The organism is Streptomyces sp. NBC_01707 (assembly GCF_041438805.1).
GTDB lineage: Bacteria > Actinomycetota > Actinomycetes > Streptomycetales > Streptomycetaceae > Streptomyces.
The window spans coordinates 6,188,408-6,208,656 of record NZ_CP109190.1 but is presented as its reverse complement, the minus strand read 5'-3'; the positions used below and the strand labels follow the sequence as shown (position 1 = coordinate 6,208,656).

16 protein-coding genes are annotated in these 20,249 nt (G+C 70.3%); 1 reads left to right on the top strand and 15 read right to left on the bottom strand.

Going from position 1 to position 20,249, the window contains the following annotated elements:
- Positions 1-142: 142 nt before the first annotated feature.
- The 10 genes from OG963_RS27875 to OG963_RS27830 form a co-directional block, all read right to left on the bottom strand.
- Positions 143-667, bottom strand: coding sequence for a hypothetical protein (locus OG963_RS27875; protein ID WP_319739572.1), 525 nt, complete (start codon positions 665-667; stop codon positions 143-145).
- Positions 668-768: 101 nt separating this feature from the next.
- On the bottom strand, positions 769-3,105 hold the full coding sequence (locus OG963_RS27870) for a xanthine dehydrogenase family protein molybdopterin-binding subunit (protein WP_093776763.1): 2,337 nt from the start codon (positions 3,103-3,105) through the stop codon (positions 769-771).
- Complete coding sequence (locus tag OG963_RS27865; RefSeq protein ID WP_371799571.1) at positions 3,102-4,697, bottom strand: 2Fe-2S iron-sulfur cluster-binding protein; 1,596 nt, start codon at positions 4,695-4,697, stop codon at positions 3,102-3,104. The genes OG963_RS27870 and OG963_RS27865 overlap by 4 nt, the downstream gene beginning before the upstream one ends.
- Positions 4,694-5,590, bottom strand: coding sequence for a xanthine dehydrogenase family protein subunit M (locus OG963_RS27860; RefSeq protein WP_030971135.1), 897 nt, complete (start codon positions 5,588-5,590; stop codon positions 4,694-4,696). The genes OG963_RS27865 and OG963_RS27860 overlap by 4 nt, the downstream gene beginning before the upstream one ends.
- 295 nt (positions 5,591-5,885) lie before the next feature.
- Positions 5,886-7,520 (bottom strand): beta-N-acetylhexosaminidase, encoded by a 1,635-nt coding sequence (locus OG963_RS27855; RefSeq protein WP_093776759.1) that lies wholly within the window; start codon positions 7,518-7,520, stop codon positions 5,886-5,888.
- Positions 7,521-7,524: 4 nt separating this feature from the next.
- Positions 7,525-8,364, bottom strand: a complete 840-nt coding sequence (locus tag OG963_RS27850; RefSeq protein WP_030922997.1) for a carbohydrate ABC transporter permease — start codon at positions 8,362-8,364, stop codon at positions 7,525-7,527.
- Complete coding sequence (locus OG963_RS27845) at positions 8,361-9,323, bottom strand: carbohydrate ABC transporter permease (RefSeq protein WP_093776757.1); 963 nt, start codon at positions 9,321-9,323, stop codon at positions 8,361-8,363. The genes OG963_RS27850 and OG963_RS27845 overlap by 4 nt, the downstream gene beginning before the upstream one ends.
- 2 nt (positions 9,324-9,325) lie before the next feature.
- Positions 9,326-10,630, bottom strand: a complete 1,305-nt coding sequence (locus OG963_RS27840; RefSeq protein WP_093776755.1) for an extracellular solute-binding protein — start codon at positions 10,628-10,630, stop codon at positions 9,326-9,328.
- Positions 10,631-10,859: 229 nt separating this feature from the next.
- A complete protein-coding gene (locus OG963_RS27835) occupies positions 10,860-11,153 on the bottom strand; it encodes a DUF3039 domain-containing protein (RefSeq protein WP_063756076.1) in 294 nt (97 codons plus the stop codon).
- Between the two features lie 29 nt (positions 11,154-11,182).
- Complete coding sequence (locus tag OG963_RS27830; RefSeq protein ID WP_030922989.1) at positions 11,183-11,743, bottom strand: YqgE/AlgH family protein; 561 nt, start codon at positions 11,741-11,743, stop codon at positions 11,183-11,185.
- A 277-nt stretch (positions 11,744-12,020) separates the two neighbouring features.
- On the opposite strand from OG963_RS27830, the gene murA reads away from it, so the two are divergent.
- The gene (gene murA, locus OG963_RS27825; protein WP_030922987.1) at positions 12,021-13,361 is read left to right on the top strand and encodes a UDP-N-acetylglucosamine 1-carboxyvinyltransferase; all 1,341 of its coding nucleotides are present in this window, start codon (positions 12,021-12,023) and stop codon (positions 13,359-13,361) included.
- A gap of 236 nt (positions 13,362-13,597) precedes the next feature.
- Here the strand turns inward: murA and OG963_RS27820 are convergent, their stop codons facing one another.
- The 5 genes from OG963_RS27820 to OG963_RS27800 all read right to left on the bottom strand — a co-directional run bounded on the left by OG963_RS27820 (position 13,598) and on the right by OG963_RS27800 (position 20,194).
- Positions 13,598-13,879 carry an HU family DNA-binding protein gene (locus tag OG963_RS27820; protein ID WP_003968811.1) on the bottom strand — a complete coding sequence of 94 codons (282 nt, stop codon included), beginning with the start codon at positions 13,877-13,879 and terminating at the stop codon, positions 13,598-13,600.
- Between the two features lie 421 nt (positions 13,880-14,300).
- Positions 14,301-15,737, bottom strand: coding sequence for an NAD-dependent malic enzyme (locus OG963_RS27815; RefSeq protein WP_030922985.1), 1,437 nt, complete (start codon positions 15,735-15,737; stop codon positions 14,301-14,303).
- Between the two features lie 404 nt (positions 15,738-16,141).
- Positions 16,142-18,550, bottom strand: a complete 2,409-nt coding sequence (locus OG963_RS27810; protein WP_371799570.1) for a UvrD-helicase domain-containing protein — start codon at positions 18,548-18,550, stop codon at positions 16,142-16,144.
- Between the two features lie 130 nt (positions 18,551-18,680).
- Positions 18,681-19,610 carry an anti-sigma factor gene (locus OG963_RS27805; protein WP_093776751.1) on the bottom strand — a complete coding sequence of 310 codons (930 nt, stop codon included), beginning with the start codon at positions 19,608-19,610 and terminating at the stop codon, positions 18,681-18,683.
- Positions 19,607-20,194 (bottom strand): sigma-70 family RNA polymerase sigma factor, encoded by a 588-nt coding sequence (locus tag OG963_RS27800; protein ID WP_093776749.1) that lies wholly within the window; start codon positions 20,192-20,194, stop codon positions 19,607-19,609. The genes OG963_RS27805 and OG963_RS27800 overlap by 4 nt, the downstream gene beginning before the upstream one ends.
- Positions 20,195-20,249: the final 55 nt, after the last annotated feature.

Here is a 20,249-nt window from a genome sequence, read left to right as displayed (position 1 = left end):
CCCGCTGTTGGCCTGGTCCAGCCATGCCAGCATCTCCTCGTGGGACATGCTCTCGAACGGCGTGCCCGAGCCGCTCTCCCCATGGTCCATCTCGTGCCCCCGTCTATGCCCGTGCCAAGCCGCTGATCGTCGTTTTCATCGGTCAGATGGTCCCGGTGGACTCGCCGGGCGTCGGCTTCGCCGCCGCCCCCTGGTCCGCACGCTGCTTGGCCGGCGCCCCGGGATCGTACGAACCCCCGTAGTGCTCCTGCGCGTTGTCGTTGATCGCGAGCATGCGGCGCCGTATGTCCACGTCGAGGTTCTCGTAGCCCTTGTGGGACGCGAGCACCGCGATGCCCATGCCCTCTATCGAGTCCGACAGCAGCTTCGACAGCGACTCGAGCTGCGTGATGACCGTCCGGTACGAGAGGAACAGGTCGGCCGCTTCGGCCCAGCCGTTGTGACCACCGCCGAACTGGGTGCGGACCATGGGCTCTTCGCCCACCTTCTTCGGTCCGGCCGGCGATGCCCTGAGGTCACGCAGGAGTTCGTCGATCCGGTCGCGGAACTTCGTGAACGACGAAAGCTCGGTGACCAGTTCACCGACCGCGTTCTGCGCGAAACCGGCAACCGACCCGAACGGACCGCCCGGTGTTTCCGCCGATCCTCCGGCGTCACTCGGCAGCACAGCACCCTCCCCCGTATGCAGCTGTCTTCAGCTTTGGGGATCACTGTAGTCAGCAGCGGCGACAGCGTGCATCTCCGTGTTGCATGTGCAACGCAAATCGGTCAGGAGTTGACCGCCGCCACAGCCGCCTGCGGTCGGATCGGGAGGCGGTTTATCGGGCGACCGGTCGCCGCGCGAACTGCCGCGGCCACAGCTGCCGGGGACGTCACCACCGGGACCGCCGAGGCGGGCTTCGCGCCGAAGGGGGCCACCACGTCGCGTTCCTCGACGAGTTTCACGATGCGAATGTCCGGCGCGTCAAGCGCTGTCGGCAATGCGTAACCCGTTAGGTCGGGGTGGCGGATCAGACCGCGGGCCGTGCGGAGGTTCTCGGTCAGTGCCGTGCCGATGCCCTGAGTGATGCCGGCTTCGATACGGGTCGCCAGCTGGGACGGGTTGAGGACCCGGCCGACATCCTGGGCGACGGCCATCTCCACCACACGGATCGAGCCGAGTTCGATGTCGACGTCCACGACCGCACGGACCGCGCAGAAGGCGAGGCCGACGAACGCGTCGCCCTGGCCGGACTCGTCGAGTGGCTCGGTGGGGTGGGGGCGGCACTGGGCGGTGGCCCAGAGCTCTTTGCCGTCCATCGCTTCTGTGACCGTCGTGGACAGCACTCCGTCGTACGACGTGATCTTGCCGTTGGCGATCTGGAGCAACTCCGTGGACATGCCGAACTTGTGGGCCAGCGGCTGGAGGAGCTGGGTACGGACCATCTTGGCGGCCCGTTCGACGGCCCCGGCGGAGACCCAGGTGTGGCGGCCGTGCGTGGCGGGGCCGGCCGGGGGCTGGTCGGTGTCGACCGAGGCGACGTGGACCTCCTCGATGCCCAGGGTCTCCTGGACCACCTGGCGGGCCAGGGTCGAGAAACCCTGGCCGGTTTCGACCGCCGCGCAGATGACCGTGGCGACGCCGTCGTGGACCTTGACCGTGGCCGTGGAGACCTCGTCCGCCCCCTCGGCGCCGAGCATGTGGACCATGCCCAGCGCGTAGCCGACGCCGCGGCGCACCGCGCCCGGCTCGCCCGCGCCCTCCGGGCCGCCCGGCAGCAGCCAGTCGTCCTCGGGAGAGTCCTTCGGGAGGGTGGGGAGCGGGAAGTCCCGTACCGCTCGCAGGAGTTCCGCGACCGGGGCGGGGCACGTGACGGTCTGGCCGGTGGGCAGGATGTCGCCGGTCGAGAGGGAGTTGCGCAGGCGGAGTTCGGCAGGTTCGATGCCCAGCTTCGCCGCCAGTTTGTCCATCTGCCCCTCGTACGCGGCGCAGACCTGCATCGCGCCCTCGCCGCGCACATGGCCGGACGGCGGGTTGTTCGTACGGACCGCCCAGCCTTCGATGAAGGCGTGCGGAACGACGTACGGACCGCAGGCGAAGGCCACCGCTGCGGCCAGGGACTCGGACGAGGCGTCGGCGTACGCGCCCGCGTCGAGGAGGATCTGCGCCTCCACCTTCACCAGTCGGCCTTCCGCGTCCGCGTGGTGGCGGTAGCGGAGCAGCGTCGGGTGGCGGTGGGCGTGTCCGAGGAAGGACTCCTCGCGGGTGGCGGCCAGTTTGACCGGGCAGCCGGTGCGCAGGGCGAGCAGGCCGAGCGGCAGTTGGAAGCCCGGGTCCTCGCGGTCGCCGGTCGCGCCGGGGACACCGGTGACGACGATCTTCACCCGGTCCGGTTCCAGACCGAAGCAGGCGGCGGCGAGGTCGCGGTCGGTGTGCGGGTCGGTGGATGCGGTGTAGATCTCCACGCCGCCGTCCGGGCGGGGCACCGCGAGTCCGGCCTCGGCACCGATCGGCGCCGGGTCCTGTCGGCCGATGCGGTACAGGCCCTCGACGATGACCTCGCCCGCGATGTCCGGGTCGCCGTAGCGCAGCGGGATGTGACGGATCAGGTTGCCGTCGGGGTGCAGGGGCTCGGCCTCGAAGGCCTTCTCCGGGTCGGTGACCGGTTCGAGGATCTCGTACTCGACGACGATCGCCGCCGCCGCGAGGCGGGCCGTGTCGGGGTGGTCGGCGGCGACCGCGGCGATCGGCTCGCCGTGGTGGCGGACCAGTTCGGACGCGAAGACCGGGCGGTCGACCACACGGCGGCCGTACGCACCGTCGCCGGGGACGTCCTCGTGCGTGACGACCGTGCGTACGCCCGGCATCTCGGCCGCGGCGCTGGTGTCGATGGACAGGATTCGGGCGTGCGGGTGCGGGGAACGCAGCACCGCCGCCCACAGCAGTCCCTCGGCCCAGAGGTCGGCCGCGTACGGGAAGGTGCCCTCGGTCTTGGCACGGGCGTCGGCGGGCGGCAGCGAGGCGCCGATGCCGAACACGGGCGGCTCGGTGTCGGGGCTGTCGACCGGCGGGGTGGTGAGCGTCGTACGGGTCGCGTTGGCCGCGGTGGCTGCGTCGTTGCTCACGCCATGCCTCCGTCCTGCAGATGTGGCTGGACACTACCGGCACCCGGGGCTGCCTGGTGCGGGATGCGCGCCCCGTCGGCGTGCGCTTCCGCGGACGAGGACGTGGGGCCGGGCACGGCGGCGGCTTCGGCGCTGGCCTCACGGCCCGCGATGACCTCGCTCACGGCGTCGAGCACGCCGCGGTAGCCGGAGCATCGGCACAGGTTGCCGCAGAGCGCCTGGCGGGTCTCCAGCTCGCTGGGGGCGTGGTTGCCCTCCAGCAGGTCATGGACGGTCATGGCCATGCCGGGGATGCAGAAGCCGCACTGGACGGCTCCACAGTTGGCCAGGGCCCGCTGGACGTCGGACGGCTCGCCGTCGACGGCCAGGCCCTCGACCGTACGGACCTCGCTGCCCGCAGCCGTGGCCGCGGGGACCAGGCAGGAGGCGACGAGCCGTCCGTCGACCTGGACGTTGCAGGCGCCGCACTCGCCCTGCGAGCAGCCGTCCTTGGCGCCCGCGAGGCCGAGCCGCTCGCGCAGCACGTAGAGCAGCGACTCGCCGATCCAGGCGTCGGTGACCGGGCGGTCGGCGCCGTTCACGTGCAGGACGTAGGAGGCGGCAGGGTGCTCGCTCCATGTGTCGAGGGGCTGCGGGTCGAGGGCCGGTGCGTCGGCCGGGACCTCCTCCGCAGCGAGTGCGGCGGCGGGCGTGTCGGTGTCGGTCTCGACGCCGGGGACCAGGTCCGTGGAGAGGTCGGGGCCCAGGTCCGGGCTCGCGTCCGGCGCGAGGTCCGCCGTCGGGTCGGCGGCCGGCTCGGTCGGCGGCTCGGCGTCCGCGTCGCGCTGCACGTGGACGCGCGTGGACTCCGGGGCAGGCACCTGCGAGACGTCCACACCGTGCGCCGGCGTCCCCACGGCCGTCTCGGCGGCCTCCGGGGCCGGTTCCGGCTGCGTCGCCCACGGAGCGGGCGCGCCGCCCGGCAGCGTGGCCGGCGGTGTCCGGTCCGCGTACCACTGGGAGGCCAGTGCCGAGGTCGTGAACTCACCGGACTCGTCCGGGAGCTCGCCCTCGGCGACCGGGATCGTCCACTGGCCGGTGTGGCCGAGGGACTCCGCTGGCGTCGCCTCGGTGAAGTCCCACTGGCCGGTCGCGGCCGACGGCTCACCGTGCTGCTCGTGCTGGGCGTACTGCTCGCCCGCTGAGTGCTGCTCGTGCTGCGGGTACTGCTCGTCCGCGGAGTGCTGCACGTGCTGCGGGTACTGCTCGCCCGGGGAGTGCTGCTCGTGCTGCGGGTACCCGTGCTGCTGGTTCGGATCCGGCCAGTGCACCTCGCCCTGCGCCTGCTGCTCCGCCCCGCCGTCCGGCAGGCCCCGCGTCTGGACCACCCAGCTGCCCGTCGCCGCCGGGTCGAGCCCGGCCGCAGGGGTCAGCGGCAGGATCATCGGCGGTACGTAGCCATGGCCGGGGGCAGCCAGCGGCGCGCTCGCCAGGTCCTCCGGCGGCAGGTGGACGAAGGCGGTGGCCTCGGAGTCGTACTCGCCGCCCTGCGGGGTCGGCTGCCAGCCCCCGTGCTGCTCGTTGTGGTCCTCGTGGTTGTTGCTGTTGCTCACGACAGTGCCCTCCCCAGCGCGCGTCGGGCGAGCGCGGCGACCGTGCGCCGCAGATGCAGTACGGCAGGCGGCAGCGGTGGCGCCTCGCCCCCGTCGGCGGGCGGTGCCTGGTCCGGGATGCACGCCGCCGCGACGTACTCGCCGAACGCGGCCAGCGCGTCGGGTGCCAGGCCCCGTTCACCGTCCCAGTCGATCAGCGAGGCGATCCACCGCTCGGCCTCCAGCGGGCGCAGCGGCATCGGCGCTATGGCGCCGACCGCACAGCGCACCCCGCGCCGGGCCGGGTCGAGGACGATCGCGACGGATGCAGTGGCGCGGCCGGGGCCGGTGCGGCCGGTCGCCTTCAGGAAGACCTGCGGGGCGTGCAGCAGCGGTACGCGGACGAAGCCGATCAGCTCCGCCGGCTCGAGCATCTCGCGGCCGGCCAGCAGGTGCGAGACGGGGATCTCGCGGCGGGCGCCGCCGGGGCCCGCGATGACGAGCTCGGCCTCCAGGGCGGCGAGCACCGGCAGGGCGTCGCCGGTCGGGGCGGCGGTGGCGATGTTGCCGCCGAGCGTCCCGGCGTTACGGATCTGGGGCGGGCCCGCGGCGCGCGCGGACGCGGCCAGGGCGGGGATCAGGGCGGCGAAGTCGGGCCGCCCCATACGGGCGTGCGTGAGGCCGGCGCCGAGCAGGGCGTGACCGTCCTGGTAGTGCCAGCCGCGGAGCTCACTGATCCGGCCGAGGCCGACCAGCCCGGAGGGACGCAGGAGCCCCTTGTTGACGGCCGACATCAAGTCCGTGCCACCGGCGACAGGAACGGCGGCGGGCATGGCGCCGAGCGCCGCCACGGCCTCGTCGAGCGAAGCGGGCAGCGTCACGGACTGCGCCGCCTGCGGTGCGTGCGTGGTCAACCCAGCTGCCCCTTCCCGGTGTCCCGGCGTCCGGCTTGTTTCGCCGTACGGTACGTGCTCGAAGGCCGGACGTGGCAACTCTGGCACATCTTCCGATCGGACCGACGCGAGGGTCCGCGAAGGGTGCATCCGTCCCCTACCTGGAAGATGGTCCCGTTTCGCACCTCTTGGGCGCAGAGTGTGAATTGGAACTCTTCAGCCATGGTTGTACGACTTGTTCCGTTCGTGCGGTGGACGCTTGCCGGCCACCACGTTCCCAGGAACCGTGGTGGCCGGACCCGCACTGCGGCCGGGCTCACACGTTCGGGGGCGCCCCCTCGATCGGGCGTCCGAGAACGCCGGGGCGTCGCTGCCACGGCAACGGGCCGCCCGGCGGGCGGTACTCGACGCCGAGCGCGTCAAGTCGGGCGTAGTGCGCCGTCATTCGCCGTTCGAAATCGGCGAAGTCCCGGTCGGCAGGTGCGGGCAGTGCCGACCAGGCGACCTCGGCGAAGGCCACGAGCCGCGGAAAGACCTGGTAGTCGACGCGGGACCGGTTCTGCATGACCTCGGTCCACACGTTGGCCTGGGTGCCGAGGATGTGACCGGCCGCCTCCTCGGTCAGGCCAGGCGGTACGGGGTCGAAGCGAAAGACGTCCTCGAGGGTGCGGACGTACCCGATGGGCATCGGTTCGTCGGGGCCGCCGTCCTGACGGTGGTCCAAATACACCTGCTGCTCCGGGCACATCACGACGTCGTGCCCGGCTTCGGCTGCGGCGATACCGCCCGCGTACCCGCGCCACGACGACACGGCCGCGCCGTCCGGGAGGCCGCCTTCGAGGATCTCGTCCCAGCCGATGAGGCGACGGCCGCGCGCGGTGAGCCATCGGTCGAAATGCCGGATGAACCAGGATTGCAGCTCGTCCTCGTCGGCCAGGCCGAGCTCCCCGATGCGGGCCTGGGCGGTCGGGGACTCCTTCCACTGGTCCTTGAGGCATTCGTCCCCGCCGATGTGGATGAACGGCGAGGTGGCGGCCGGGAAGAGGTCGAGGAGCTCCTCGAAGACGCCTTCGAAGAAGCGCAGCGTGTTGTCGGTGGGCGCGAGTACGTTCGGACTGACGCCCCAGGTGTCCCACACGGAGAGGGTGGTGGTGTCGATGACGTCGGTGTTGCCCAGTTCCGGGTATGCGCTGATGGCGGCCTGCGAGTGGCCCGGGATGTCGATCTCGGGGACGACGCGGATGTGCCGCTCGGCGGCGTACGCGACGATCTCGCGGATGTCGTCCTGGGTGTAGTGGCCGCCGTACGGGGTCTCGTCCCACAGCTCCGAGGCCCGGTGCCCGTGCTTGGTACGGGAGCGCCAGGAGCCGACCTCGGTGAGCTTCGGGTAGCGCTTGATCTCCACGCGCCAGCCCTGGTCGTCGGTGAGGTGGAAGTGGAAGACGTTCAACTTGTGGGCGGCGAGGAGGTCGAGGTAGCGCAGGACGTCGTCCTTGGGCAGGAAGTGCCGTGAGACGTCGAGCATCATGCCGCGCCAGGAGAAGCGGGGCCGGTCCTCGATGTCGGTGGACGGAACGCGTGCGGGAACGCCGTCGGAGACGGGTGCCCGGCGGAAGGCTTCCGGTCCCAGGAGTTGCCGGAGGGTCTGGGCGCCCCAGAAGACCCCGGCGGGGCTGCCACCGGTGATCACGACGCTCTGACCGGTCCCGGTGGACAGCCGGTAGCCCTCGGGCTCCAGGGCCGGGTCGATGCGCAGCAGGACGGTGTTGTCCTTGCCCTCGGCGCCCGGTGGGAGCGACAGTCCGAAGGCGGCCCCGAGCGTGGAGCGGAGCCAGCGCTCGGTGGACTCGGTGCCGTCCTGCCCGGTGATGGTCGTGGCCCGGTCCATCAGGAAGCCGCGCCGTCCCTGGTCGCCGACGCTCACCGGTGCCGGGATCAGTTCCATGTCCATGACGTCAGTCCTTAACCGCTCCGCCCAGTCCCGAGACCAGGCGTCGCTGTACGAGTACGAAGAAGACCAGCACGGGGACGGTCATCACCGTCGAGGCTGCCATGATCCCTCCCCAGTCGTTCTCGTCCGGTTTGAAGAACACCAGCAGCGCCATCGGAAGCGTCGACTGCGAGGTGTCGCTGATGAGAAAGGACTTGGCGAACAGGAAGTCGTTCCAGGTCGAGATGAACGAGAAGACGCTGGTCGCCACGAGCCCCGGGAGGACCAGGGGGAAGAGGATCTGCCACAGGAAGCGGGTGCGGCTCGCGCCGTCGATGTAGGCGGCCTCCTCCAGTGCGTCCGGGACGGCCTTGACGAAGCCGCGCAGCATCCAGATCGCGAACGGCAGCGAGAAGGCGAGGTGCGGCAGGATCAGCGAACCGAGCGTGTTGAGCTGGCCGAAGTCCCGCATCAGGAAGAACAGCGGGATGGTCAGCGCCTCCACCGGCACCATCTGCGCGATGAGGAACATGATCAGCAGGGTGGTGCGGAACCGGAAGCGGAAGCGGGTCACCGCCGTCGCCGCCAGAAAGGCGACCAGCGCGGACGCTACGACGACCGTGCCGGCGACGATCAGGCTGTTGAGGAAGTAGCGGCCGAAATCGTGCTGTTCGAGGACCCGGCGGAAGGAGTCCAGGGACGGTGACAGCGTCCACGGACGGGGGTCGGTGGACTGGATCTCACCCGCCGGCTTGAGTGCGGAGAGCACCATCCAGTACAACGGGAAGGCAACCGCGGCGGCGATCAGGAGTGCGGCGGCCTCGGCGGCCAGCCTGCCCGGACGACGGATGCGCAGCACGCTCACAGTTCCTCCCCCTGGCGCCGTACCAGGCGCAGATAGACCAGCGTGACGGCCAGCAGGATCACCAGCATCACGACCCCGATCGCCGAACCCAGGCTGTACTGCGAGGACGCGAACGCCTTCTGGTACGCGTACACGTTGAGCACCAGGTTCTGGCCCGCGATGCCGCCGCCGCCCGTCATCACATAGATCTGCGTGAAGACCTTGAAGTCCCAGATGATCGACTGGATGGTGACGACGACGAGGATCGGCCGGAGCATCGGTGCCATGACCGACCGCCAGATCCGCCACTGCGAGGCGCCGTCCAGCGCGGCCGCCTCCAACACCTCGGCGGGGATCGCCCGGATGCCCGCGTACACCGTCACCATCACGAACGGGAACGAGCACCAGAGCACTTCGAGGAGCACCAGGGCGAAGGCGCTGTAGCGCCCGTACGTCCAGGAGAAGTCGCCCAGCCCCAGCACCCTGTTGACCGGTCCGAAGTCCGGGTCGAAAAGGAACATCCAGACGGTGGAGCCGGTGATCGCGGGCGTCGCCCAGGCGCCGAGCGCCGCCAGCATCAGCGCGAGCCGGGGCAGGGCCCGTACGCGCGTCAGCAGGACGGCGAGCGCGCAGCCGACCAGCAGGGTGGCGAGCACACAGGCCGCGGCGAAGACGACGGTCGCGAGGAGCACCTGCCAGAACTGGCTGTCGCCGAAGAGCGTCGCGTAGTTCCCGAGCCCCTGGAAGGTGGTCGGTTCACCGCCGCTGACCTGGGCCTGGGTGTACTCCAGGAACGAGATCAGGCCGAGCTGGTAGATCGGGTAGAGGAGGAGCCCGCCGAGGAGGACGAGCGCGGGCAGCAGGTAGAGCCAGGGGGTCCAGCCGGGGCGGCGTGCCGGTCCGCGGGAGAGGCGGCGCCGGGGCGTGCTGCCCGTCCCGGTCGCCGCAGGAGCCTTGTACGCCGTAGTGTCCGCCGTCATCGTCAGCCCGCGTCGGCGAACGCCGCGTCCATCTTCTTCGCCGCGTCGTCCGAGGCCTGTGCCACGTCCTTACGGCCGCTGACGATCTCCTGGAACATCGTCGGCAGGATCAGCGAGGAGTCGATCTGGCCCCAGCCCGGCGAGGCCGGGACGAACTTGGCACCCGCGCCCAGCGTCTTGACGAACGGTTCGACGAACGGCTCCTTCTGCGCGACCGTGGCCCGCACATCGGTGTACGTCGGCAGGAAGCCCATCGCGTCGAACAGCTTCTCCTGGGTCTGCTTGCCGGTCAGCGACTTCATCAGGTCCACGGCCAGGGTGCGGTGCGAACTGCTCTTCAGTACACCGATGTTGTTCCCGCCCGCGAACGCGGGGGCGATCGACCCTTCGGACGCGCCGGGCAGCGGAACCACCGCGTACTTGCCCTTCACCGAGCCCGCCTCGACGGCCGCGTGGCTGAAGTCGCCGCCGATCGCCATGGCCGCCTTGCCGGAGGCGAAGGCGGTGACCGTCGCATTGCCGCCCATCGCGGCGCACTTGGCGGCCGGGCAGTTGCTGTCGCCGAAGAGCGAGGTGTACGCCTCGATGCCCTTGCGGGCCCGGTCGCTGTTGATGGCCGCCTTGTACGTGCCACCGCTCTCGTCGGCGAGTTCGCCGCCGTTCGCCCAGATGAACGGCATCGCGCCGTACGTGTACGCGCCACCGACGGCGAGGCCGTACAGCTCCGGCTTCTTCTTGTGGATCTTCTTGGCGGTGGAGACGAGTTCGGCCTGCGACTCGGGCGGTTCGATGCCCAGGTCCTTGAAGATGTCGGTGCGGTAGTACAGCGCGCGTACGCCGACGAAGAGCGGCGCCCCGTACACCTTGCCGCCGACCGTCACCGACTGCTTCGCGGTCGGGTCGGTGTCCTTGGCCTCGTCCCAGGCCGCGAACTCCTTGCTCACATCGGCAAGTCCGCCGTCCTTGACGTAACCGGCCGTGTCCGTGTTGCCGTACTCGATGAGGTCCGGCGCGCTCTTGGGATCGTTGAAGGCGGCCTTGATGCGCTGGGCGCGGGTGTCGACGGGGATGTACTCGATCTCCGCCTTCGCACCCTTGTGGGTCTTCTCGAAGTCGGCCACCGCCGCGTCGACGACCTGCTCCTTGGGCTTGTTGCCGACCTCCTGGAACAGCCATACGCGCAGCGTCCCGGTCTTTTCGTCCCCCTTGGCGCCGGTGTCGGACGTCTGCGGCGCGCAGGCGGTGGCGGTCAGGCCGGCCAGCACAAGCGCCGCGGCCGGGGCGGCAATTCGGGCGGAAAGCTTCATCCGGAACCCCTACCGATTGAGTGTTGCAACATATGCAACGAGCGTTTCGTTCTGTACAACTGGCAGGAGAGTAGGAGCGGTCACGGACGTCGACAAGTGGTCTCAACCAATCTGTGACCGAGCGATACGGGCAAACGTCCCAGGGCCTACGAAAGGGCATACGAAAAGGCCCCCGGGAGCACGCGTCAGCGTGCTCCCGGGGGCCTCGGCCCGAACGGTCGGGGACGGACTACTTCTTGTCCTTGCCGCCCTTGCCCTTGTCCTTGTCGCCACCGGCGCCCATGGACTCGTAGATCTCCTTGCACATGGGACAGACCGGATACTTCTTGGGGTCGCGCCCCGGTACCCAGACCTTCCCGCACAGTGCGACCACGGGGGTGCCCTCCAGGGCACTCGCCATGATCTTGTCCTTCTGGACGTAATGGGCGTAGCGCTCGTGGTCGCCGTCGCCGCTCGACACCTGCGGCGTCGGCTCTACGAGGGTCCCCGTACCTGCCCCGCGCTCGGGCTCAAGAGTGCTCATAACAGCCAGGGTACTGAAAGGGTCGGCCTTCAGTTGAGCGAAGGGTCGTCCGGATACGTGGCGATCATGGCGAGCTCGCTGCGCTGACGGCGCAGGACCGCCCGCCACAGCTGTTCCGGATGCGGCGAGGAGACGTCTCCGGGCTCGGACTCCACCACGTACCAGGCCCCCTCGGTCAGCTCCGTCTCCAGCTGTCCGGGTCCCCAGCCCGCGTATCCGGCGAAGATCCGCAGCGAGCCGAGCGCCGCGGCCAGCAGCTCCGGGGGCGCCTCCAGGTCCACCAGGCCGATCGCCCCGTACACCCGCCGCCAGCCGAGCGGCCCCTCGTCGCCGGGGATCACCGCGACGCCGAGCGCGGAGTCGAGCGAGACGGGGCCGCCCTGGAAGACCACGTCCGGCTCGGCGGTCAGATCGGCCCAGGACACGAGGATGTCACCGACACCGACCGGGGTCGGGCGGTTCAGGACCACACCGAGCGAGCCCTCCTCGTCGTGGTCGAGGAGCAGCACCACCGCGCGGTCGAAGTTCGGGTCCGCCAGGGCGGGTGTGGCCACGAGCAGCCGCCCTGTGAGCGAGGACACCTCGGTCATGGCAGAAATGATCCCGCATCTTCGCCCTCCATGGGGACCAAGTGGTACGCCGGGCGCCGAAGGGGGCCCGAGCGCAGCTCAGGGCGCACGGGTGCACGGAGAGCGCACGGTCCGGCAGGCACTTGCGGACGGTGACCCTCCGCAAGGCTCGGCAAGCAGAACGTGTTATAGCGGATTCATGACGTTCGTACATCCCCCGTAGCCTTATGGAAGGGGGGTGCCTGCCCATTACCCTTTCGGTTGGCCCCCTGCCCGACCACTCCGGAACGCGAGATTCATGACCGGCACAGACGATGTCCTGCTTGTCCACGGCGGAACCCCGCTGGAGGGCGAGATCCGCGTCCGAGGCGCCAAGAACCTGGTGCCGAAGGCGATGGTCGCCGCGCTGCTCGGCAGCGGGCCCAGCCGGCTGCGCAATGTGCCCGACATCCGCGATGTGCGGGTCGTGCGGGGCCTGCTGCAGCTGCACGGGGTGACGGTCCGCCCCGGTGACGAACCGGGTGAGCTGATCCTGGACCCCACCCATGTCGAGAGCGCGAACGTCGCCGACATCGATGCCCACGCGGGCTCGTCGCGCATCCCGATCCTCTTCTGCGGCCCGCTGCTGCACCGCCTGGGCCACGCGTTCATTCCGGGACTCGGCGGCTGTGACATCGGCGGACGTCCGATCGACTTCCACTTCGACGTCCTGCGGCAGTTCGGCGCGACGATCGAGAAGCGGGCGGACGGCCAGTACCTGGAGGCCCCTCAGCGGCTGCGCGGTACGAAGATCCGGCTGCCGTACCCGTCGGTGGGCTCCACCGAGCAGGTGCTGCTGACGGCGGTGCTCGCCGAGGGTGTCACCGAGCTGTCCAACGCGGCCGTGGAGCCGGAGATCGAGGACCTCATCTGCGTGCTGCAGAAGATGGGCGCGATCATCTCGATGGACACCGACCGGACGATCCGGATCACCGGTGTCGACCGGCTCGACGGTTACACGCACCGGGCGATCCCGGACCGCCTGGAGGCGGCCTCCTGGGCGTCCGCGGCGCTGGCGACCGAGGGCAACATCTACGTGCGCGGCGCGCAGCAGCGCTCGATGATGACGTTCCTGAACACGTTCCGCCGGGTCGGCGGCGCCTTCGAGATCGACGACGAGGGCATCCGCTTCTGGCACCCGGGCGGCGCGCTGAACGCCATCGCCCTGGAGACGGACGTGCACCCCGGCTTCCAGACCGACTGGCAGCAGCCGCTGGTGGTGGCGCTGACGCAGGCCGCGGGCCTGTCCATCGTCCACGAGACGGTGTACGAGTCCCGGCTCGGCTTCACGTCCGCGCTCAACCAGATGGGGGCGCACATCCAGCTCTACCGCGAGTGCCTGGGCGGCTCCGACTGCCGCTTCGGCCAGCGGAACTTCCTGCACTCGGCGGTCGTGTCCGGGCCGACGAAGCTGCAGGGCGCGGATCTGGTCATCCCGGACCTGCGCGGCGGGTTCTCGTACCTGATCGCCGCGCTGGCGGCGCAGGGCACGTCCCGGGTGCACGGCATCGACCTGATCAACCGTGGCTACGAGAACTTCATGGACAAGCTGGAGAAGCTGGGCGCGAAGGTGGAGCTGCCGGGCGGGTCACTGGTCTGAGGGCGGGCGCCCGACGGCCAGGTCCGACGCGGGGGTTCGGGGCACTGCCCCGGGCCCCCGCTTCTCGTTCGCCTGCGAGGCCCGCGCACACGGCCTTTCGTCGCCGGAACCTCGCTACGGCCCGGCAGTGGCCTCGCAGAGGCTCAGAGCGGCCTTCCAGCGGATTCTGCGGCCCGAACGCGCCGGAGGGCGGTCACCCTGGTCGGGGTGACCGCCCTCCGTCGTGCCTACGGGGCTTACTTGCCCTTGGCGGCTTCCTTGAGCTTCGAGCCCGCGGAGACCTTCACGCTGTAGCCGGCCGGGATGTTGATCGGGTCGCCGGTCTGCGGGTTACGAGCGGTGCGAGCGGCACGGTGAGTGCGCTCGAAGGTCAGGAAGCCGGGGATGGTGACCTTCTCGTCGCCCTTGGCGACGATCTCACCGACGGTCTCGGCGAGCGCGGCCAGCACGGCGTCGGCGTCCTTGCGGGTCACCTCGGCACGGTCGGCCAGGGCGGCCACCAGCTCACTGCGGTTCATGTTGTTACTCCCGTGTTCTTCTTGCCTGTGAGGCGTGAGATCGAAGCCGATGCTGCCAGGGCCCTCGGACAGTCCCCGGACCCGGGTCTGACGTCAGACCCTCGCGCCCGAATACGCATCCTGCCCCCACCTGCGGCGGGAAAGCCAATCCGGCACCCTCCGGAGTCACACGAAAGCCGCCACTGCCTCGTCGTGGTGACGTTCCGTCGACTCCCTGAAGCGGCCCTCAGCAGATGCTGGAGCGCCCCTCGGCGGGTCCACAGCGGGTGCGGGGTCCTGCGGGGCTCGCTGCCCGCCCACCCTAAAGGGGCGTTTGGGGCCCCGCGACCCGCGACGCGCCGTGGGGCGGGCCTACGTGGGGGGCGCCACAGCCCGCCACAGCCCCCGGCAGGGGCCGTGGCGGGTAAGGGAAGCCGTGGGTTCACATGGAGTTCGCCGGGCCCGTCACCGTGCCTCCAGCGGCCTTCGCGGCCGTGCGGACGGCCCCGGCGACAGCGCCCGCCACCTTGTCGTTGAAGACCGACGGGATGATGTAGTTCCGGTTCAGCTCGTCCTCGGCGACCGTCTCGGCGAGCGCGCCGGCCGCGGCGAGCATCATCTCCGTGTTGACCGTGCGGGACTGAGCGTCCAGCAGACCGCGGAAGACACCCGGGAAGACCAGCACGTTGTTGATCTGGTTCGGGAAGTCGGAACGCCCGGTGGCCACAACTGCCGCGGTCTGGCGGGCGATTGCCGGGTCCACCTCGGGGTCCGGGTTCGCGAGCGCGAACACGATCGCGCCGTCCGCCATCGCCGCGACGTCGTTTCCGTCCAGCACGTTCGGAGCGGAGACGCCGATGAAGACGTCGGCGCCGACGACGGCCTCCTTGAGCGTGCCGGTCATCGATTCCGGGTTGGTGTTGTCGGCGATCCAGCGCAGCGGCGAGTCGGGGTCGGCGGAGATCAGGTCCTCGCGGCCCGCGTGCACCACACCGTGGATGTCGGCGACGACGGCGTGCTTGACGCCCGCGGCGATGAGCAGCTTCAGGATGGCCGTACCGGCTGCCCCGGCGCCGGACATGACGACGCGCACGTCCCCAATTCCCTTGCCCACCACGCGAAGTGCGTTGGTCAGGGCGGCCAGTACGACGATCGCGGTGCCGTGCTGGTCGTCGTGGAAGACGGGGATGTCGAGGGCCTCGCGCAGCCGTGCCTCGATCTCGAAGCAGCGGGGTGCGGAGATGTCCTCCAGGTTGATGCCCGCGAAGCCGGGGGCGATCGCCTTGACGATCTCGACGATCGCGTCGGTGTCCTGGGTGTCCAGGCAGATCGGCCAGGCGTCGATGCCGGCGAACCGCTTGAAGAGGGCCGCCTTGCCCTCCATCACCGGCAGCGCCGCCATCGGACCGATGTTGCCGAGGCCGAGTACGGCGGAGCCGTCCGTCACAACTGCGACGGAGTTGCGCTTGATGGTGAGACGGCGGGCGTCCTCGGGGTTCTCGGCAATCGCCATGCAGACCCGCGCCACACCCGGGGTGTAGATCATCGAGAGGTCGTCACGGTTGCGGATGGGGTGCTTGGACGCCATCTCGATCTTGCCGCCGAGGTGCATCAGGAACGTACGGTCGGAGACCTTGCCCAGCACGACACCCTCGATGTCGCGCAGACCTTCGACGATCTCGTCCGCGTGCGCGGTGGAGGAGGCCGCGATGGTGACGTCGATCCGCAGCTTCTCGTGACCGGAAGCGGTCACGTCGAGGCCGGTGACCGAACCGCCGGAGGACTCCACGGCCGTGGTGAGCTGGGAGACCGCTGTGCCGCTCGCGGGCACCTCCAGCCTGACCGTCATCGAGTACGAGACGCTGGGCGCCGTTGCCATGGCCGAGTCCTTCGCTTTCCCTAGCTTCATTGCTGCGCGGCCGGGGCGCTCGCCTCGGACACGCTTCCCGATATTCGCACCTACTGGCTGGTAGCCGGTAATGACTGCCACTCTTCGGAAAGTATTTTCCACCATACGAGATTTGATCTCTACGTGGAACCCCGGCAGCCCTGCACGCGGCGGCCGGACCAGGCCACCAACAAAAACAGACCCGCGCCACCGGAAGGTGACACGGGTCTGTCTTTTTCACTTGAGCGGCACCGACCCGCCATGCTCGCCTCGCGGCAAGTGGTCGCTCGAAGCGACGAAGGTTGGGCCCGGGGGCTTGGATCGAGCCGGTGCCGACACCAGGCTAACAAAGTCCCCGGGATAAGTGATTCCCGCGACGCAGGTTGACTTGGCCGTCAGTCCCTGAGCAGATCCGGAACCCCGTCCTCGTCAGGCAGGTCCCGCTCCCCCGACACCACGGTGAGCTGCTGCGTCGCACGGGTCAGCGCCACGTACAGCACCCGCAGACCGGCCGGCGACTCGTCGGCGATCTCCGCCGGCGAGACGACGACCGTGGCGTCGTACTCCAGGCCCTTGGCCTCCAGGCTGCCGAGCGCCACCACCCGGTCGCCGAGCTCCGCGAGCCACTTGCGCGCCTGCGCGCGCCGGTTCATCGCGACCACGACACCGACCGTGCCGTCCACCTCGCCGAGCAGCCGCCGCGCCTCCTCCCGCACGACCCCGGCCAGATCGCCGTCGCGTACGGCCTCGAAGCGGGGCTGCACTCCCGTCGAACGGACCGCGGCCGGGGACTCCATCCCGGGCATCGCGAGCTCCAGGACCTTCGCCGCGAGCTCCGCGATCTCCGCCGGGTTCCGGTAGTTGACGGTGAGGGTGAACCGGCGGCGCGGGCGGTTGCCGAGCGCCTCGTCGCGCGCCTCGGCCGCCTCGTCGGGATCGGACCAGGAGGACTGCGCCGGGTCGCCGACGATGGTCCAGGTGGCGGTACGGCCGCGGCGGCCGACCATGCGCCACTGCATCGGTGTGAGGTCCTGCGCCTCGTCGACGATGACGTGCGTGTACTCCGTACGCTCCGCCGCGAGCCGCTCGGCCCGCTCGCGCTGGGTCTCCTCGCGCTGCGGCATCAGCTCCTCCAGACCCGAGAGCTGGTCCAGCGGATCGAACTCGCGCTTCTTCTTCGGCCGGTGCGGGGTGCCGAGCAGCGCGTGCAGCTCGTCGAGGATCGCCACATCGTGTACGGACAGAGGGCCCCGGCCCGCGCTGTCGAGCCGCTTCAGCGAGCGGGCGAGGCGGCGCACCTCGCCCTGGTTGAGGACCCGGCGCGCCCAGCGGCCGAGCCGCTTCTCGTCGGTCATCGCGGCGAGCACCCCGCGCGGGGTGAGCTCGGGCCACCAAGCGTTCAGGAAGTCGATGAACGGCGTCTCGGTGGAGACGTCGTCGTCGAAGGAGGAGCGCAGTTCCGCGGCCAGCTCGGGGTCGGTGTAGCGGCCCCGGCCCGACGACTTGTTCCACAGGGCGTCCAGCAGCAGCCTGCGGGCGCGGGGGCGCAGCAGGTTGACCGGGGTGGTGCCGCCGAGTACGGACTGCCGGATGCGGTGGAGCTCGTCGGCATTCAGCTCCACGCGGGCGCCGAAGGCGACCACGCGCAGGTGGGTGGGCGTACTGACGGGCGCGGACGTCTCGTCCTCGGAGCCGTCGGTACCCTCCTCGTCGCCGAACGACAGCTGGCCGCCCTGTCCGCCCTGGGGCACGCCCGGGGTCCGGGGCTGTTCGAGCGCCCCGCGGGCCGCCTTGCGCAGCACCTGGAGCATCCGGGAGGAGCCCTTGATCCGGGCGACGGCCGGTTCGTCGTACGTGGTGGCACCCTCGACGCCCGCCGCCTCGTCGGAGAGCGAACCGACCGCGCGGATCGCGACCTGCCCCTCCTCGCCGAGCGAGGGCAGCACGCCTTCGGTGTAGGCGACGAGCAGCGGGGTCGGCGAGACGACGAGGATGCCACCTGCGTACCGCCGCCGGTCCTGGTAGAGCAGATACGCGGCGCGGTGCAGGGCCACGGCGGTCTTGCCGGTGCCGGGGCCGCCGGAGACCTCGGTGACGGAGGCGGCGGGCGCCCGGATCACCATGTCCTGCTCGGCCTGGATGGACGAGACGATGTCCCGCATGGTGTGGCTGCGGGCCTGGCCGAGCGCCGCCATCAGCGCGCCGTCGCCGATGACGGGGAGCTTGTCGCCGCCCTTGTACGAGGTCAGCTCCGGGCGCATCAGATCGTCCTCGACCCCGAGGACCTTGCGGCCCTTGGAGCGGATGACCCGGCGGCGTACCACCCGGCCCGGATCCTTCGGCGTCGACCGGTAGAACGGCGCGGCGGCGGGTGCCCGCCAGTCGATGACCAGTGGCGCGTAGTCGGAGTCGAGGACCCCGATCCGGCCGATGTGGAGCGTCTCCGCGATATCGGCCGTGCTGTCGTCGCGCACGGCGTCGTCGGCCGGTTCGACCGAGGTGAACGCGCCGTCCGGGCCGCGCTCGCCGTCCTTGCCGAGCAGCAGATCGATCCTCCCGAAGAGGAAGTCCTCGAACTCGCTGTTCAGCCGGTTGAGGTGGATCCCGGCCCGGAACACCTGGGCATCACGCTCGGCGAGCGCGCCGGGCGTGCCGACCTGGCCGCGCTTGACGGCATCGTTCATGAGAAATTCCGCCTCGTGGATCTTCTCCTCAAGGCGGTGATAAACACGGTCGAGATGTTCCTGCTCGACACCGATTTCCCGGTCCCGCAACGAATCGACAGCGGCATCCTGCGCGGCCACCGAGGCCCCCTTCTGACGTGCATTGGGCAGCCGTCAACCCTATGCGAAGGAAGCCCCGCCGCGCACCTGCCACGAGCACCGATATGGCTCGTGGCAGGTCTCGATTGTGCGTCGGGTCCCGGTCGGGCGGTTATGCGTCGATGTCCACCAGCCGCTTTCCGTCGAAGGTGCGCACCTCGAAATGGTCGATGTCAGCACGGTCCATCGCCGCGCCACCGTGGACATAGAGCGGATATCTCGCGGCCGGGTGCGGGGAGTCCTTGATGCCGTAACCCCACTTCGGTACGGACCAGGAGGTGACGACCTCCTCCTCGCCGGTCTTCGAGACGGCGATCAGGCTGCACTTCTCCGGCCCCGTGACGTTATTGAGCTCCAGCACGGCGTGCGTGCCCCACGCCTTCTTCTCCGTGCCGACCGTGGCGTCCACCTTGGTGACGGGATCGGTGGCCTGCACCTTCTCCGTCATGTGGTGGAAGAACGCGTCCTCGGCAGGGCTGGTGGGGTGCGGGTCGGCCGCTTGGTTCGTGCCGCTGTCGCCGCCGCCGGTGGCCACGACGGCGACCACCGGACCGCCGATGATCAGCGCCGCGGCGGCCGCCACCAGATACATGCCGCGGCGCCGCCGCCTGGCCCGTCTGGTCGCGACCTCGTCGACCAGACGGTCGAGCACCCGTGGGGCGGGCGGCACGGGGACGTGCGGGACGGGGCGGGCCCCCGGTGCGGCGGCAGGGGCCTCGGCGAGCATCGCGAGCATGGGTTCCATGCCGGCGAACTCGTCGAGATGGGCGGCGCAGAGCGCGCAGCCGGCCAGATGCTCCTCGAACGCGGAGGCCTCGGTCTCGTCCAGGATGCCCAGGACGTACGCTCCGGCGGCGTCGTGCTCCGGCCCTTCGGTGGCTCCGCCGGAGCCGGGGCCGGGGGCCGCGCCGAAGCCGTCGAAGCCTCCGGGGCCGCCGAAGCTGCTGGGGATTCCCGGGCGGCCGAGCGGACCTGTCGGGCCGGTGGGGCTGGAGGGACCGGTCGGCCGGGGCCCGAAAGGCTCCCACTCGTGGTCGCTCATGCCGTGATCCCCCTCTCTTCGAGTGCGAGCTTCATCGAGCGCAGTGCGTAGAAGACCCGGGACCGCACCGTGCCGCTGGGTATGCCGAGCACCTCGGCAGCCTCATTGACCGTACGTCCCTTGAAGTAGGTCTCGACCAATGCTTCCCGATGGGCGGGGGTCAAGTCGTCGAGCGCATCCGAGAGCGTCATCAACCACAGCGCCTTGTCAATCTCGTCCTCCGCGGGAATGACCTCCAGCGGCGACGGATCGACCTCGTGCGGCCGGGCCTGCCGGCTGCGGTGGCCGTCGATGACGATGCGCCGGGCGACCGTCACCAGCCAGGGGCGGACAGAGCCGGTCGCCCGGTTGAGCTGACCGGCGTTCTTCCAGGCACGGATGAGCGTTTCCTGCACCACGTCCTCGGCACGCTGACGGTCGCCGGCGACGAGGCGGAGCACGTACGCGAGCAGCGGTCCGGCGTGTTCGCGGTAGAGCGCCCGCATCAGCTCCTCGTCGGGGACGGCGGAGGGAGACGGGGGCGGTTCACTGCGATGTCGAGCCCTGTGCGGACGGTCATCGGCCACGGCCGCATCCTTGCGCACCCGAACCTCCCGGTCGAGACCCTGTAGAGCTCCTTGGCCATCGAATACGGAGGCG